A 15322-nucleotide genomic window follows, 5' to 3' on the forward strand; every position below is an offset into this window, starting at 1 on the left:
ACTGCTAATTCTGTCGCCTCTCTTGAAATATTAACGATCCTCACATGACATTTTACGAACTGTTTTCACGACCAGCCCCCGATACATCACATCGTCTGTATTGAATTCAACCTCTGGTCGCACTGTAGTGATCGGACTACTCGTAGTAGCTCACACGCTCGACAACTTCCGCGAAGGCGACATTTTCACGCACATCGGTGATCTCGATGGTGACACGCTCACCCTGTTTGGTGTCAGGAACGATAACGACGAACCCATGCTCGACACGCGTAATTCCGTCGCCTTGATCCCCAATATCCTCAATTTCAACAGTGCGCTGATCGCCTTCCGCAACGGGCGGCGTCGCTAGCGTGTCTTCGGGATGAGGATCGGTGTCAGCATCGGTGGCCTCGTTGGTCGTCGGAACTGACAACATCGCGATACGGTACGTTTCATCTGTTTGGATGCTGTCACGCTGGATCTCTTGTTCGGGTACCTCAACGACGTACGACCCATTCCGTTCCTCAATCTTGCCTGAGAACAGACACCGCAGTTGATCTGTGATCTCCATTTGTGGACGATACCCCTGATATGCGACGAACCACATTTCATTCTACTGGCTGTAGACCACGCTAGCGGGACCACGCCCTCACAGGGAACTGCTCATGACAGAAACCCAAACACAGCACAAGTGCAAAGATACCACGGCACAAACTCACAGTATCCCGTGGCGATCCACTGGTGACCGCGCCTAATCACATTCCCTACGATACGTTCGCAGAGGCGATTGCGTCGCTCGATAGAGAGTCACTCGCGGCGCTTGTCGGCGAGACGTATGCAGTGACCGCTGACGAGGTGCGCGTTGATGGCCCACGTCTCACCGTCGTGGAGCATGATCGGCGGACAGAACTGCTCGTCGTGTCGGGCCCGGACGACCTTGACAGCAGTGAGGGGTATGACACCGTTGTCACGGCACGTGACTCACTCCTTGCTGATCATCCCCTTCCTGCCGACACCGCGGTTATGACGCCTGCTGACCTCCGACAGCGACTCCTCTATGCGATCGCCCCGGACGACGCAGATACAATTACCACGGAGTTTCTCGACGCGCCGATGCGGTCGCCGGCGTACGACACTTCGAGTGCGGCTGACACCCCCACCGATCACGACCCGCCATCAAATGATGATGACACACCCGTAGCTACTGAGACCGGTCCACAGAACACCCCGCGTTCAACTCCGGGTGATCCGCTCGGCGAATCGCCCCCGATCGGCACCGCCAGCACAGCCCAGCGCGCAGACGCATCACCTGATGATTCCCCCTCACAACCATCCCGTTCGCAGTCGAGCGACGCGCCTTCATCCGAGGTATTGCCCAACGGAAACCGGCGGTGGATTCTGGTTGGGGTGATCGGTCTCGGCGTTCTGCTAGGGCTGGCCGCCGTCGGGGCCGGGATCGCTGGAGACGCTTTCATCACTGGTGGGGACGGCGTCGCCGGCGTCGATGACGGGACACCGACCGATCCCGACTCGTCGGAGTCAGGGCCGCCCGACAGCAACACAACCAACGACGGCGGCGACACAGCTGCTCTTGACCGACCTGCTGATCGCAATCTAACAACCGCGACCGCGAGAACCACGTCGGTTGCGCCCACCTGCGAACGGTCTGCGATCCACGTGGTGCAGCTCCAGATGAACGCGTTCCGCTACAACAACAACACGACAAACACCGGCATTCTCACCGCACGCCAGTTCGCGTCGCCGTCGAACAGAGCTGCAGTCGGCTCCGCCGACCAGTTCATCTCGCTTTTCGACATGCCACAGTACGCTCCGCTGCTCACGTACGACTCCGTGGAGTACTCGGTTCCCAGCGCGGACGGTGACATCACGACCATCGACGTCGTCACACGGGAGAACGGCACCGTGACCGGCCGCTACGACTTTCGGCTCAAGAAAGTCCCGAGCGACGAAACGGGCCTCAATACGACACGGGCCGATACAGAGTGTTGGATGACTAGCGGTGTGAGAGCGTCCCCACTGTGATCGGATCCTCAACGAAGCGGATCAGATGAACTCTATTTGGCTGAACTGAGGGTGCTACGGGTGGCAGCGGTTTGTGATGAACGACGAGACAACTTCATTGAATGCTTCGGGTTCTTCAAGGAACGGACAGTGACCGCTATTAGAGAACCGTTCCACTTCGGCATCAGGCGTCTTCTCGCCGACGTACTCGACTCCAGCATTCTCTAGCATCGTTTCATCTTCACCAAGACACACAAGAGTGGGTACATCAACCTCAGGGACTATCCTCCGGTAATCCCGCACTGATTGATCAAACAGAATCGCGCTCGTAATTGACGGTGGCACTCGCGTGATCTCATCGAAGAACCGCTGTTCGACAGCCGCAGATTCGTCCACCAGCATCTGCTCGATCAACGACCACGCCAGCTCGTGTGGACTCGTCTGTGCGAGCTCCATGAGGCCACGGAGTTCATCAAAGTCGAACACACCGTGATCGTACCCCTCTTGTTCAAGATCGAGTGGCTGTTGTTCGACACTTACGAACCCCCGGAATCGGTCTGTCCCAAACTGGCTGACGTATTCCCACGCGACAAGCGATCCCATTGACCACCCGACAAGAACAACATCAGAGAGGCCCTGAGCGTCAAGGAATGCTTCTAGGTCACGGGCGTACTGTGGAAGTGTGTGCCCAGTTTCAGTCTTTTCAGAGCGGCCATGGCCTCGGAAATCGAGTGTGATTATTTGACACCCCTCTGCGAGCGGTTGTTGTTCGTTGAAGAAGCGGCTGCTCATTAATACACCGTGGAGGAACACAACCGGCACCCCGTCTCCACTCGATTCGTAGTACAGTTCGGCCCCGTTGACCGATTCAGTTGACATACGTGAGAATATGTGTGATTGCTGTTAGTTGTTGTGACGGGTCACCCGGTAGCGTCGCCTTCCGTTTGTTTAATCCGCTGCTACGGGGCCACTCGCAACTCGGTCGTCGCTCCACGTGAAGTAGCTCGCGAGCGCAGGGCCGCTGACGTTGTGCCAGACGCTGAATAGTGCAGGGATGAGAGCGGCCGCCGGGTCAAACAGCGACGCTGCAAGCGCCACCGCAAGCCCACTGTTCTGAAGGCCGACCTCGAACGTGGTCGTCCGCACCCGGTCCGTGGTCATGCCAAACGCACGGCCGACGCCGTACCCCGCGCCGAGGCCGATACCGTTGTGGAGTACGACTGCGGCCAGCACAAGCGCGCCTGCCGTGAGGATGTTGTCGACGTTCGCCCCAACGACGCCCGCGACGATGGCAACGATGGCGGCAACGCTGATCACGGGGAAGACATCGACACCGATCTCTGCGGCCGTCGGCGAGTAGCGGTCGAGGATGTAGCGAATCCCGAACCCAAGCACGACCGGGATAATGACAATCTGGACGATGCTGGTGAACATCTCCATGAATGTCACATCGATGGCCTCCCCGAGGATGAACAGCGTCCAGGCGGGCATCACGATGGGGGCCGCAAGTGTCGTCACCGTCGTGATAGCCACGGAGAGAGCGACATCGCCACGGCCGAGGTACGTCATCACGTTCGACGCTGTGCCCCCCGGCGCTGCGCCGACAAGAATCAGCCCAACGCCGACCGCGTCCGGCAGATCAAAGAGCAAGTACAGTGCGTACGCTGCTAGCGGCATCACGAGCCACTGTGTGATCGCACCGATACCGACATCGACGGGGCGTTCGACGAGCCGCTGAAAGTCTGCGGGCTGGAGGGTCAGCCCCATCCCGAGCATGATGAGACCGAGCAGGGGGTTGACGTAGTCGAGCACCGGAACGAACGTCGTCGGGTAGACGAGTGCGAACCCCGCTGCCGCAATCACCCAGACAACGAAGTACTTGCTCGCGACCTGTGCCGTCCGGGAAATTCCATCAGCAATACCCATACGACCACGGCATCAGTCCGTGGAAAGAAAGCTTCGCTTTCTGGCAGTATTGTGGGTGTCTTTCGTCTCGCGCGACCGATAAAATCCAGCAGTGAAGCTAACGAACTTAGTGTTCCACACCGGCGAACTCGGGGGATCGATCCAAGTTATCGACAATGGCCTTCACGATCGCTGTCGTATCCTCGATATCCTTCGTAGAGACCTGATCGAGGTCGTCAGATGGCTGATGGTATTGGTCGTACGGCCAGAAAATCAGCATTGCGACTGGAATTCCTTCCTGGTAGTATGGCCAGTGGTCCGAACCGCTAATCACTCCTTGGTAGTGCCGGTCTTCGTCATCGTCAAGGACTTGTTGGACAGCATCCCCTGCAATCGTCTTAATATCGCCATCGCCCGCCCACACATTGAGCAGTTCGCCGCCGCCGGCCATATCGATATTCACCTTAGCAACAATATCATCAAGAGTGCCGTTGGCTTTCCGCTCATTGACGTAGTACCGTGACCCGACAAGCCACCACTCTTCGCTGCCGTACGCAACGAACGTCACTGTTCGATCTGGTGGGTGCTCGGCGTAATACTCCGCAACATTCACCAGCGCTTCCACTCCTGAGGCGTTGTCTGCGGCACCAGTCGCCTCATATGCGGAGTCATAATGTGCCCCAATGACAACCTCTTCATCTGGCTTGTCGGTTCCCTCAATAGTCGCAATGACGTTGTGATCGACGTAGTTCGGAACGCGCTTCCCCCCACACTCAAACGCTACGCGTACCTCGTCACCTGCCTCAAGACGTTCATCGACCCACTCCATCCCATCACTGCTAATCAGTCCATAGGTATCGACGAACTGTGGCTCAGTCGACGGGATCGGGAAAGCAGCCCCGTCGACATTCCCGAGTAGATACGCAAGGTGCTCACCATCGTCGTCGACGATCTCGTACCGTGGCAGTTCAAACAGGTCCTCAACCAAGTATGCGGTGCCAGCCTCACGGAGCGTGCCTTCGACGCCTCCTTCTGGTGTACTCTCTGAGTACAGGACGGGGGCGACGTCTAACTCAATGTCGTGAGAAAGAACGTCAAGCTCCCAGTCGCGAGTGACCTCATATCCCTCAAATTTGAATGATTGGAGCTCAGCGTCGTATCCCAACTCGGAGAACGTGTCTTGGAGGTAATTCGCAGCCTCGTGTGCTGCGTTGGTTCCACCGACTCGAACGCCGATCTCAGAGGCGAGATGCTCCATGACGTTCATGGTAGTACTCATTTTTAAACTGATAGTGTTTCATCATAATTTTTTGGATGGCACCTCTATTTCATCGAAACCACTGCACCGGCTCAGGGATGACATTCGAGATAATTCCGATTAACAATCCGAAGTATCCGGCGAGTCCACCGAGCGTCGCTGCGAACGGTACAGTACTATTGTAACGATTCCCGGCGTATATCGTCGTGGCCATGAGTCCAAGCGGTGCCGCAACCCTAACTCGTGGCTGCTTCCAGAAACGGGCGGCACGATCCGGCCATCGGGCGAATACAATTTCAATGAGAATCGAAACGACGGCACCACCAACAAATGGGATCGGATGGAGTAGTTCAGTTGGTGTCAGTCCACGTCGCCGTCCGACTACCCATACGACGAGTGCAACGAATGCAGCCGAGACAGCGTCAGTATGCCGTGTCGACATACGATCTAGTTTTTAGCCTACGAAAATACGGGTGTTGGCTATGAGTCCGGCTTCATCTTTTATTTATTATCAAACCTAGTGGGTAGACACACCAGCCTGTTAATCCAATTGCAACCTGATCCCCCGGTTCCCTAGATTGTTTGCATAGTGGGAGTTCACTGGCATACGTCGTCCAAATTTATTATACTGGATAGACATGTACCCGTATGGAGCAGGTCCTCGCGTCCTTCCTCAGCGGCTACAGTGTCATGACCACAACTGGCGCTGAACTTGGTGTACTAAGCAACGTCACTGCCGACCTCCAAACCGGAGAACTCGAACACTTCCGTGTCGATCCAAACGGGAACAACACCGGTGGATTCCAAGAGACAGATGCCGGTCACATACTCGTGCCTGCTGACGCCGTCTCTGAAAAAAGCGATTACCTCCTTGTAGAGCCGGCAACAGAGTAGTTCACTACGTGAACTAGCCTACCCTACTCGCTCACCGCTTGCGCGGTTCGCTCCTTGAGGGTAGGGCCTCCTGCTTCCACGACGCGCTTTGCAGATACGGACGTATCCACAGCGAGTGCAGTCTCCACAGGCGTTGTTTCGGAGTATCCCACTCCTTACATCTTCGAGGCCGCGAGAGAGAATGTTCCACGTCGCGTTCGCGTCCCTGTCCGCCTCAAACCCGCAGGCGGGACAGGAGTGTTCACGGACCCACAACGGCTTGTCGGTTGAAATGCCGCACGACGCGCACTCCTTGGTCGTCCCTCTCGGGTTCACCGCGACGAAGTGCGTCCCCTCGTGTTCACACTTGTATTCAAGCAACGAGAGGAACGTTTGCCACGCGGCAGACGCCGTGTTGCGGCTGTTCGACGGACTTTCCATCATCCCCTTCACGTTCAGGTCTTCGACCGCCACGAGGTCGTATTCCCGAGCGTGGTACGCTGAAAGCTTGTGCAAGAAGTCGCGACGCTTCCGTCGGAGATCGGCGTGACACTCCGCGACTCGACGCCGTTGCTTCTCGTAGTTGTTCGACCCGTGCTGTTTGCGCGAGAGCCTCCGCTGCTCGCGCTCCAAGCGGTCGCGTTCGTCTGAGAGGTCAAGCGACCCGACCGCCGTGTCGTCGGTGTCGTGGGCGTACGTGAGAATCCCAACGTCGATACCGACGCACTTCTCGGGATTCTCAGGCGGTTCGGGCGGTTCGCGGTCCATTTCGACGCCGAACGTGGCGAACCACTCGCCCGTCGGTTCCTTCTTCAACGTGACCTGTTTGAGCGTCGCGTCGTCGGGGATGGCGCGGTGAAGCCGTATCGGTATATCCGCGAGTTTCGAGAGAGACAGCACAGTGTGACCGCCCTTCTTGTCGAGCTTGAAGCCAGACTGACTGTACGTGAAACTGCGGAACTTCCGTGGCGGCTTCCACTTGAGTTGCCCGACGCCGTAGCCGTTCTCTTTGAGTTTAGAGAGGCTGTTGAGGTTGTCGAACAGGCGTTCCACGACGGTCTGGAGCACCTTCGAGTACACGTCCGAGAGGTCGTCCCACCACTGTTTGAGGTCGGGGAGTTCCGACCGTAGCGTGGTCATAGACGGGAGCTCGCCGTGTTCGTCTTGGTACTCGTTGAGGCGGTAGAGCGTGTGGTTGTACAGTTGCCGACAAATGTCTCGGTGGCGGTCCAACTCCTCGCGGTGGGCGTCGGACGGCTTGAGACGATAATTGTAGGCGTAGTACATGGCGCTACTCGCGTTGGTCTTCTACGTACTGTTTCAGCACATCCAACGACACCTGCCCCGTCGAGATGAGGCAGTACGAGTCGTTCCAGAACGAGTCGCCCCACAGTTCGGTCTTCAGTTCATCCTCGTATTCGTTCCGAATACGTCGGGCAGTAGCGCCCTTGACCGTGTTGATGAACTTCACGAGGTCCGTGGTTGGTTTCGCTCGGAACAGGATGTGAACGTGGTCGTCCTCGCCGTCGAGGTTCGTCAGTTCGACACCGTAGTTATCCGTGAACCCGCTGATGACCCCTCGAATGAATTGGGTTCGCTCCTCGGTTAGCACTCCGCGCCGATACTTCGTAGTGAGTATCAGGTGGTAATGCAGGGAATACGTCGAATGCGCTCCCGAATCGAGGTCGTATTCCATTGGGTTCATACTATTATACGGTACCCCAATGCAAAGCCGTTGCGACTACGTGGGCCTGTGGGCCTGCAACCGTATCGCTGTATGAACAGATGATGACGGCGCTGTATCCCCGCCCTACTCCGCTCCCTTCGGTCGCTCCGTCAAGGGTGGGGGCTTAGCGCCTATATCCAGCTAAACCACGGGAAGCCTCGGGGCTTGACCCCGAGGCGGTTCACGAGACTGTTGATGCGCGGAAATAAACACCGAGGGTGCGGCTTGGATCGCCGATCGCTGCGATCATAGCTTTTTCTTAACAGGATAAACAAATATTAGCCAGATGCATTCGCCCCTCCACTCCAGTAGACGGTTGGTCCCCCGCTACGAGTCCCTCCAGTCAAGCCGGATTCACGACATGCGGGTCACAATCAAATGACCGCTAGTCGCTTGATCCGTGGGTTTGTCGCACTGGTCGTAGTAACCAGCGCGATGGTCAGCGGTGTCACGGTGGTTGCTGCGAATGGCCCTGCAGTCAACGTGTCATCAGTGAACGTCACGCCCACAGACCCAACAGTCGGTGAGACGGTCACAGTTGAGGTGACGATCTCGAATCAAGAAGGGAGCAATTCGATCGTTGATGTCTCAAGCATTATGCTGCGAACAACCAGCGAGCACTACGAGCGCGTTGAGGACGTTGGCGCGATTGCTCCCGGCGGCAGTCTGACAATCCCGATTACAACCTCGTTCGACACTGCGGGTGAAAAGGAACTGCTGGCGCATGTTTCTGCGGCGTCACAATCAAACGGAAGTGAGACATCCCACCTGCGGGCGTACTACCGCCCGATTACGATCGATGTGGAGGCCCCTGAGATAGACGCCGGCATCGCAGCGAGCACAAACAGCTCCGGAGAGACCACGGTCACGCTCACCAACTACGGGAACGTTGAGCTAACTGACGCCGAAATACGGACCTCAGTCAACGGAACCCAACGCGACCAGCGGGATATGTTCGACATTACACCCAACCAGAGTGAATCAGTTACATTTGACACCGCCAACTACGACTCGGATATTGTCACACTCACCGGAGCGTATACTGCCCGCGGTGAGCGTCATGAGGTTACTCGTACAGTCGATCTCAATCAGCAGGTACAAGGCGAAATTCGATTAACCAGCGTTGAAATCACAGAGAGAGGAACAACCATCTCAGTTGACGGCGAAGCTGCAAATATCGGTGGAACAGATGTCGAATCTGTCCTCGTACGTGTCCCGGACAGTGACACTGTGTCGCCGGCTGGCGGATCTGGGGAGTTCTTTGTCGGCTCCGTCGACGCGAGTGAGTTCGCAACGTTTGAACTCAGTTCATCTGTCTCAAACGGGACAGACACGCTTCCAATTGAACTCACCTATATTGTCGACGATGAGCGGATCACAACCACACAGACAATCGACATCTCAACGGCCGGCTCTAGTAGTCCCGAACCGAGTCAAGATCAGCCAGCTGCATCCTCAACCGGCGATGGTAGTTCTGGTTCGCTGGGACTCCCGCTGATTCCACTCATCCTTGGGCTGTTTGTGGTAGTCGGTGGAAGCGGTGTGCTCTATTGGCTCTGGAATCGCGAATGAGCGTTATTCGACTCATCGGCGTGACCAAGCGCTATGACACTGAGGCTGAGATAATCGAGGCGCTGAAAGCCGTTGACTTTCGTGCCGAACGTGGTGAGATGGTCGTGGTTACAGGTCCGTCAGGAAGCGGTAAGAGCACGATGCTAAACATGATCGGGTTACTTGACAGCCCGACCGAAGGGACAGTCCATCTTGATGGACGGAATGTTACTGATCTCAGCGAAGACGAGCGGACCGAAGAACGTCGCTCACAGCTAGGATTCGTCTTTCAGGATTTTCATCTGCTGCCGATGCTCACCGCAGTGGAAAATGTCGAACTCCCCTCGATGTGGGACACCGATGTTGACCGTCGGGACCGCGCTATTGATCTGTTGCGACGGGTTAGCCTTGGCGACCGACTGTCACATACCCCCGACGAACTCTCCGGTGGGCAACAGCAACGAGTTGCGATTGCGCGAGCACTCATCAACGAACCGGACATCCTCCTCGCAGACGAGCCGACCGGGAATCTCGACCAAGAGACGGGCAAAACAGTGCTTGACGAAATCACGCGTCTCAAAAATGAAGAGAATATTGCTGTCGTCGCAATCACACACGATGAGCAGCTGGTGGGATACGCTGATCGTGTTGTGCGACTCGTCGACGGGGTCGTCCAATAATGACTGTGGCGTCGTCCCTTCGTCGATTCCCAAGCGTGCTCATGGCATGGCGAAATCTCGGCCGAAACCGAACACGAACCGCCCTGGCGATGCTTGGTATCGTCATCGGTGTGATGGCAATCGCGTCGCTTGGGATGACTGGTGTCGCACTTGAACAGCAGGCGACGTCCAACCTCGGGAACCTCGCGAATGAAGTAAGCGTCTCCCCCGGCGAGGATATCGAGACTGACGGGATCACCAACGATCAAGTAGCAACGATACGAGACGTTGCACCCGCCACAACGGTCATTCCACAGAAATCGAATGCGACCGAGCTCACGGCGCGGAACGGAGCAGAAGCGAATGTGCAAGTCACCGGCGTAACGAATCCGGCCCCACTGTACGATATTGCGTCTGGTGATGAACCCACCCGTCTCCAAACAGGGGCGCTGATCTCAGCATCGACGGCTGAGCAATTAGGGTTGGAACTCGGTGACCCAGTCGAATATGAGGGGCAAATATATCGCATTCGTGGTTTTATCGCCGCTGAAAGTGGGTTTGGACCGAGTGGTGTTGGTGAGCTTGTGCTCCCAGAATCAGCGCTTAGCGAGCAAGAATACTACAATTCAGTGACGGTCATTGCCGCGAATGGAGAGGCGAGTACTGCAACTGCAAACGCCATCGAGACAGAGTTCAACGATGCCGACGAGGAGATTTTGACCGCGACGAGCTTCGCAAGCGTTCAAGAAAATATCTCCTCGTTCACTAACACACTTGAACTCGCCCTCCTTGGTATCGGTTCGATATCGTTGTTCGTTGCGAGCGTCGCTATTCTGAACGTCATGTTGATGAGCACCATTGAGCGTCGCGGCGAGATCGGTGTTCTACGTGCCGTCGGCGTGCGCCGGGGCGAGGTGCTTAGAATGATTCTCACTGAAGCAGCCTTTCTTGGAGCGGTTGGTGGCCTTGTTGGCAGCGCTGGATCGCTTGTGGTCGGACTCGCACTCTTCCAGGTTCTTACGGGGGACGCGACACTCGCATTGGAGTGGTCAAGTTCACGCTATCTTCTCTATGGGATGTTATTCGCTCTGATTGCGAGCGTTCTAAGCGGAATTTACCCCGCATGGACTGCTGCCAACGAGTCCCCGGTTGATGCACTTCGTGGCTGAGTTGTTATCAACCACGGTGATAATATACAGAGTTTGGTTACTGAATTTTAGCACCTGCTAAATCCGAGCGAGCATCGCATACAAGAGAACCCCGATCAGAATTGCGAAAAACGGTGCGAGCAAGACGAAGATACCGGCCGCCTCTGCTTCGCTCACCCGTGAAGAGCCAAGCATCACAAGCGGAACTCCGGCAAAAAATAATGCTAACACGAGCGCAGCACCCACGACGGCAGGATCTTGATCGGGACGTCCGTCATGTCGGACCGGCAAGCCAAGCGTTTCAATCGCTTGGTCTAGGTCTGTGACGGGGCCAAACTGGACTGTGTTTGTTGGCGTTGCCTCGACATTCGAGATGCTTAGTGTGCCGGTGTCAAACAAGCGGTCGGGAATTGCGTTTTTGATTTCAAATCGTGCTCGTGAGTGAACAGGCACAGTCCACTGTGGCGCATCAAGCACGGTATCGTACGCGACCAGTGCGTCTCCGCGTCGTTGGTATTCGATGGTGCCGTATCGGAGATAGTAGCTTCCAACACGGACTCCGAAGACACACACCAGCACGCCGAAGCCAACGCCGCCCCACACGAGATTTCCTGTAACGATAGCGGCTACAACTCCAAGCAGTAGCAGCGCTACGCCACGATTGACTACTGTGAGTAGTATCGTACTGATGCTTCCAAGTAGTACTGACTTCGGGCTAACTGTCACTCGTGCCTGAACCGCCTCATCAGGAAGCTCTGGCTCAGGCTGTGGACGGCTGAGTTCACGGTCGTCGCAAACCCGATCGAAAAGTGCTTGCAGGGAGCTTGCAATCGGTCCAGTCGATTCCCATGACACCGAGAGTATCGTCTTCATAATCACAAACCCTCCAAGCACAGCCACACCGGCTAACTGGCCCGCTGTCAGTCCAATTCCACCGAGTATCATCACCGCCATCGTCAGCTGTGTCGGTCGCTGCAGAATCTCACGAGCGGATACCTCCTCGTATTGTTTGGTTCCAATGTAATCAACGCTGAATTCAATCACCTGTGCGATCAATAACGCACTAATGCTCAGACCAACCTCCCACGACAACACTATCGATGTCTCGATTGCAATCCACGACAGCACTGTAATTGGCATAATCGTAGATCCCCAAATTCCGAGGATTGAGAGCGCAAACGGTATGTTTCGTGGATACACCGGCGGAAGCGTTGATAATGGACGCCAGCCACCTCGCTTGTGTCGTAGTTCATGGAGAGGTTCTCGCTGTCCAACCACATCAGGCGATCCCCGCTTTGCAAACAACGACTTCACCGCACCAAGAAGGACCGTACTAAACGCCTCAACCCAGTAAAGTACCAAAAGCGTCCAGACGTTCCAGTCTCCGAAGAGTACTCCGATTAGGGGGACCATGTTCGCTGTGATAATCACCAGATCGGTAGCTGACTGGTGCGGTACCGTGGAGGGCAGACCGCGCATGTTATCATTAATGCAGACGGCTGTAAAAAAACACTCTCAATGAACTCTGTTGGAATCCTTAGCCTGTTAAAATTTTTAATAACTGACAGGATCGGTGTCCGAGATACAGAGACTGCAGTCAGCACAACGACTCATTAATGGCACCTGCTGACTCGGATCGGCTACCCCGGCATGCCGGGAGCCGTGTTCGATCTCTCGGTAGTGATTCACGGAAGTGATTGTACTCGATATAGCGGGAACCATGAACCGACGAACACTTTCACTTCCGGTCCGGTTGACTCAGATATTTTTCGCTTACTGAGGAAGTTCTCATCGTGCCCTCCGATACCCTCATCGACGAATTGAGAGACCGTGTCAAGACCGCCGCACACAGTGAGACGAACGTATTCGGTCCAGGTATCTGGAAACACCACGTGGTACGAGTCGTCGAGAATGCCCAGCAACTTGCTGTTGAACTTGATGCCGACTACGATACGGTGACTATCGCCGCTCTGTTACACGATTATGCATCGCTAATTGATCCAGATTACATCGACGAACACCACCACCACAGCGCTCGGATCGCAGAGGAGATAATCCGGGGCCGAATCACGGAGACACGCCTAGCGACGGTGAAGCGGTGTATCAAAGCCCACCGCGCAAGCTGTGGCCCGGATCCAGTCACTCCGGCGGCACACTGTGTCGCAAGTGGTGACGGGATGGCACACATTCATGCAGTCCCGTCATTACTGCATGCGGCATACGTCACCCGGGAGATGACCGTCGAAGACGGAGCTGGCTGGGTCCGCACCAAGCTCGAACGCAGCTGGGAGAAACTCCATCCAGTGGCGGCCGACGCTGTTCGCGACGAGTATCACGCCGCACTGACGGTTTTAGACAGCAATCGGACATTTGATGGGAGCAGTGCAGTTGCCTTTCGTGATCACTGACGTGAGTACCGCCAACTGGTCGTCCGAAAACAAGCCCCAGACTGCGGTGCAATCGACCCGACTATCGTTGCTGACTATGCACTCTATATTCAGCAGGGTTCGGCGGTACTCCCAATCTGCCAGCATGAGAACGGTTAGGCATGTCTCATCACAAGCAACCTGGAACTGAATGGGCTGACCGGCATCGGCAAGCACTCACGACTCGACATACTCACGAAGATGCCCTTACTGACCGCCAGTTCGAGCTCCTGTTGGAAGCATATACAGCCCTTCCGGCACCACACGATTTTGAAGCACGATTCATCTGTCTCATCGCAGGCTGACTCGGGCTTTGTGCTGGGGAGATTGCATACTTCCAGACTGCGTGGGTGAACTGGAACCGCCGCAAGATTCGTATCCCACAACATGAACCCTGCCAGTGCGGGTACTGCCGATGTCAAGCCCAACAGGAAATTACCCACAACGACGACCTATCTACTGCGGATGCGCTTACATCTCGATGGCATCCGAAGACTGTCGCTTCGGCGCAGCTCATTCCATCTGATCTCTCGCTTCCACTTGAACTGTGTGCCGAACGTTTCGCTAACCGGTACGATGCGTTTCCCCACTCGCGGTCAACAATCAACAGGCGGGTGCAGGCCACAGCTGACGAAGCCGACCCTTCGGGACGTGTCTATCCACACTGTCTACGAGCGAATGCCGCCAGCTACCACGCTTACAAAGGCGTTGCCCCCGTGCCGCTCCAAGCTCTAATGGGTTGGAGCGATCTGGCGACTGCAGAAAAACACATCCGTATTTCCGGGACAGCAACGGCTGATGCACTACGTCGTGTCCATCACGGGTAGGAACTTCCTAAACGTCGTTGAGTAGCGAACTGACCGATACAGAGGGTATACTCAGCAAGATCTTGCCCAATATCTCCATATATACAACAAAGAGTGGTGCTTCCACCGGAGATGACGCACGATTTTAATATGCTTACATGTGTACTGGACTCATCATAATCAATGGATGACGATACAACCCACCGAGAGAACAATAAACACAAGCCTGTGTGGTATCAGACGCTCGTTGAGGAGGTAAATGATCTCGCGACAGTCATCGATACCGACGGGACGATAACCTACGTTAGTCCGGCCATCAAGCGGGTTCTTGGCTACGACCCCGGCGAATTGGTTGGCCACGAGGGATTCGAATTCGTTCATCCCGAAGACCGAGAGCAAAACGCCGACGCGCTAGAGACAGTTCTCTCAAACCCTTCCGAATCCGAGACTGTTGAAGTTCGATTCCGCCACGCCGACGGCTCGTGGCGCTGGATTGAGGCCACAATGCGGAATCGAGTTGACGACGATATCATCGATGGGATTCTGCTTAGCAGCCGGGATATCACCGAGCGAAAGGAGTACGAACGCGAAGCGCGAGAGCTTGCCGAAGAGTACGAAGCCGTTTTGAACAGCGTGGAGGACGCCATCTTTCTGATGAATGTTGAGGAAGATGGAGATGATGTCCGATTCGAGTTTGAGCGCCTCAGTCCCTCCTACGAGCGCCAGACTGGGATTACTACTGAGGAGGTACAGGGGCAGACACCACAGGCCGTGTTCGGTGAAGAACAGGGCGCTGAGTTAGCGGCGAACTATCACCGCTGTGTCAAGGCCGGCGAACCGATCTCGTATCAGGAGGAACTCCGGGTCAGCGAAGGAGCACGATTCTGGCAGACGAAACTTGCGCCGGTGGTCTCCGATGGTGAGATAACTCGCCTCGTTGGGGTCACTCGGAACGTGACTGAACGCGTC

General features: G+C 55.8%; 13 protein-coding genes and 1 pseudogene. 7 read left to right on the forward strand and 7 right to left on the reverse strand.

Annotated elements, in window-relative coordinates; genetic code table 11:
- Positions 1 to 136 precede the first annotated feature (136 nt).
- Positions 137 to 550 (reverse strand): TRAM domain-containing protein, encoded by a 414-nt coding sequence (locus ACFQMF_RS15135; protein ID WP_256409677.1) that lies wholly within the window; start codon positions 548 to 550, stop codon positions 137 to 139.
- 170 nt (positions 551 to 720) lie between these two features.
- On the opposite strand from ACFQMF_RS15135, the gene ACFQMF_RS15140 reads away from it, so the two are divergent.
- Positions 721 to 2022, forward strand: coding sequence for a DUF4864 domain-containing protein (locus tag ACFQMF_RS15140; protein ID WP_256409678.1), 1302 nt, complete (start codon positions 721 to 723; stop codon positions 2020 to 2022).
- 54 nt (positions 2023 to 2076) lie between these two features.
- Here ACFQMF_RS15140 and ACFQMF_RS15145 read toward each other — a convergent pair whose 3' ends face one another.
- From ACFQMF_RS15145 to ACFQMF_RS15155, 3 genes are all read right to left on the reverse strand, one after another.
- Positions 2077 to 2880: an alpha/beta fold hydrolase gene (locus ACFQMF_RS15145; protein WP_256409679.1), complete on the reverse strand. Its 804-nt coding sequence runs from the start codon at positions 2878 to 2880 to the stop codon at positions 2077 to 2079.
- A 69-nt stretch (positions 2881 to 2949) separates the two neighbouring features.
- On the reverse strand, positions 2950 to 3927 hold the full coding sequence (locus ACFQMF_RS15150) for a bile acid:sodium symporter family protein (RefSeq protein ID WP_256409680.1): 978 nt from the start codon (positions 3925 to 3927) through the stop codon (positions 2950 to 2952).
- Between the two features lie 106 nt (positions 3928 to 4033).
- Positions 4034 to 5185 carry a M28 family metallopeptidase gene (locus ACFQMF_RS15155; protein ID WP_256409681.1) on the reverse strand — a complete coding sequence of 384 codons (1152 nt, stop codon included), beginning with the start codon at positions 5183 to 5185 and terminating at the stop codon, positions 4034 to 4036.
- A 627-nt stretch (positions 5186 to 5812) separates the two neighbouring features.
- Between ACFQMF_RS15155 and ACFQMF_RS15160 the strand changes: the two genes are divergently transcribed.
- A complete protein-coding gene (locus ACFQMF_RS15160; RefSeq protein WP_256409682.1) occupies positions 5813 to 6058 on the forward strand; it encodes a PRC-barrel domain-containing protein in 246 nt (81 codons plus the stop codon).
- Positions 6059 to 6081: 23 nt separating this feature from the next.
- Here the strand turns inward: ACFQMF_RS15160 and ACFQMF_RS15165 are convergent.
- Both ACFQMF_RS15165 and tnpA read right to left on the reverse strand, forming a co-directional pair.
- Positions 6082 to 7324, reverse strand: a pseudogene (locus ACFQMF_RS15165) (RNA-guided endonuclease InsQ/TnpB family protein).
- Between the two features lie 4 nt (positions 7325 to 7328).
- Positions 7329 to 7733, reverse strand: a complete 405-nt coding sequence (gene tnpA, locus ACFQMF_RS15170) for an IS200/IS605-like element ISHko3 family transposase (RefSeq protein WP_256409683.1) — start codon at positions 7731 to 7733, stop codon at positions 7329 to 7331.
- A gap of 465 nt (positions 7734 to 8198) precedes the next feature.
- On the opposite strand from tnpA, the gene ACFQMF_RS15175 reads away from it, so the two are divergent.
- From ACFQMF_RS15175 to ACFQMF_RS15185, 3 genes are read left to right on the forward strand one after another with little or no spacing between them, the layout of a single operon-like run.
- Positions 8199 to 9335, forward strand: coding sequence for a COG1361 family protein (locus tag ACFQMF_RS15175; protein WP_256409684.1), 1137 nt, complete (start codon positions 8199 to 8201; stop codon positions 9333 to 9335).
- Positions 9332 to 9994: an ABC transporter ATP-binding protein gene (locus ACFQMF_RS15180; RefSeq protein ID WP_256409685.1), complete on the forward strand. Its 663-nt coding sequence runs from the start codon at positions 9332 to 9334 to the stop codon at positions 9992 to 9994. Before ACFQMF_RS15175 ends, ACFQMF_RS15180 begins: the two co-directional genes overlap by 4 nt.
- The gene (locus ACFQMF_RS15185) at positions 9994 to 11142 is read left to right on the forward strand and encodes an ABC transporter permease (RefSeq protein ID WP_256409686.1); all 1149 of its coding nucleotides are present in this window, start codon (positions 9994 to 9996) and stop codon (positions 11140 to 11142) included. Before ACFQMF_RS15180 ends, ACFQMF_RS15185 begins: the two co-directional genes overlap by 1 nt.
- Positions 11143 to 11199: 57 nt before the next feature.
- Here ACFQMF_RS15185 and ACFQMF_RS15190 read toward each other — a convergent pair whose 3' ends face one another.
- The gene (locus ACFQMF_RS15190; protein ID WP_256409687.1) at positions 11200 to 12600 is read right to left on the reverse strand and encodes a DUF6498-containing protein; all 1401 of its coding nucleotides are present in this window, start codon (positions 12598 to 12600) and stop codon (positions 11200 to 11202) included.
- A 314-nt stretch (positions 12601 to 12914) separates the two neighbouring features.
- Between ACFQMF_RS15190 and ACFQMF_RS15195 the strand changes: the two genes are divergently transcribed.
- Together ACFQMF_RS15195 and ACFQMF_RS15200 are read left to right on the forward strand one after the other, a co-directional pair.
- Positions 12915 to 13529 (forward strand): HD domain-containing protein, encoded by a 615-nt coding sequence (locus ACFQMF_RS15195; protein WP_256409688.1) that lies wholly within the window; start codon positions 12915 to 12917, stop codon positions 13527 to 13529.
- 1007 nt (positions 13530 to 14536) lie between these two features.
- Positions 14537 to 15322, forward strand: a 786-nt coding sequence (locus tag ACFQMF_RS15200; RefSeq protein WP_379792262.1) for a PAS domain-containing protein, incomplete at its 3' end; no start/stop codon positions are given.

The sequence above is a fragment of the Halorubrum rutilum genome, assembly GCF_042665015.1.
In the GTDB taxonomy this organism is placed as follows: Archaea; Halobacteriota; Halobacteria; order Halobacteriales; family Haloferacaceae; genus Halorubrum; species Halorubrum rutilum.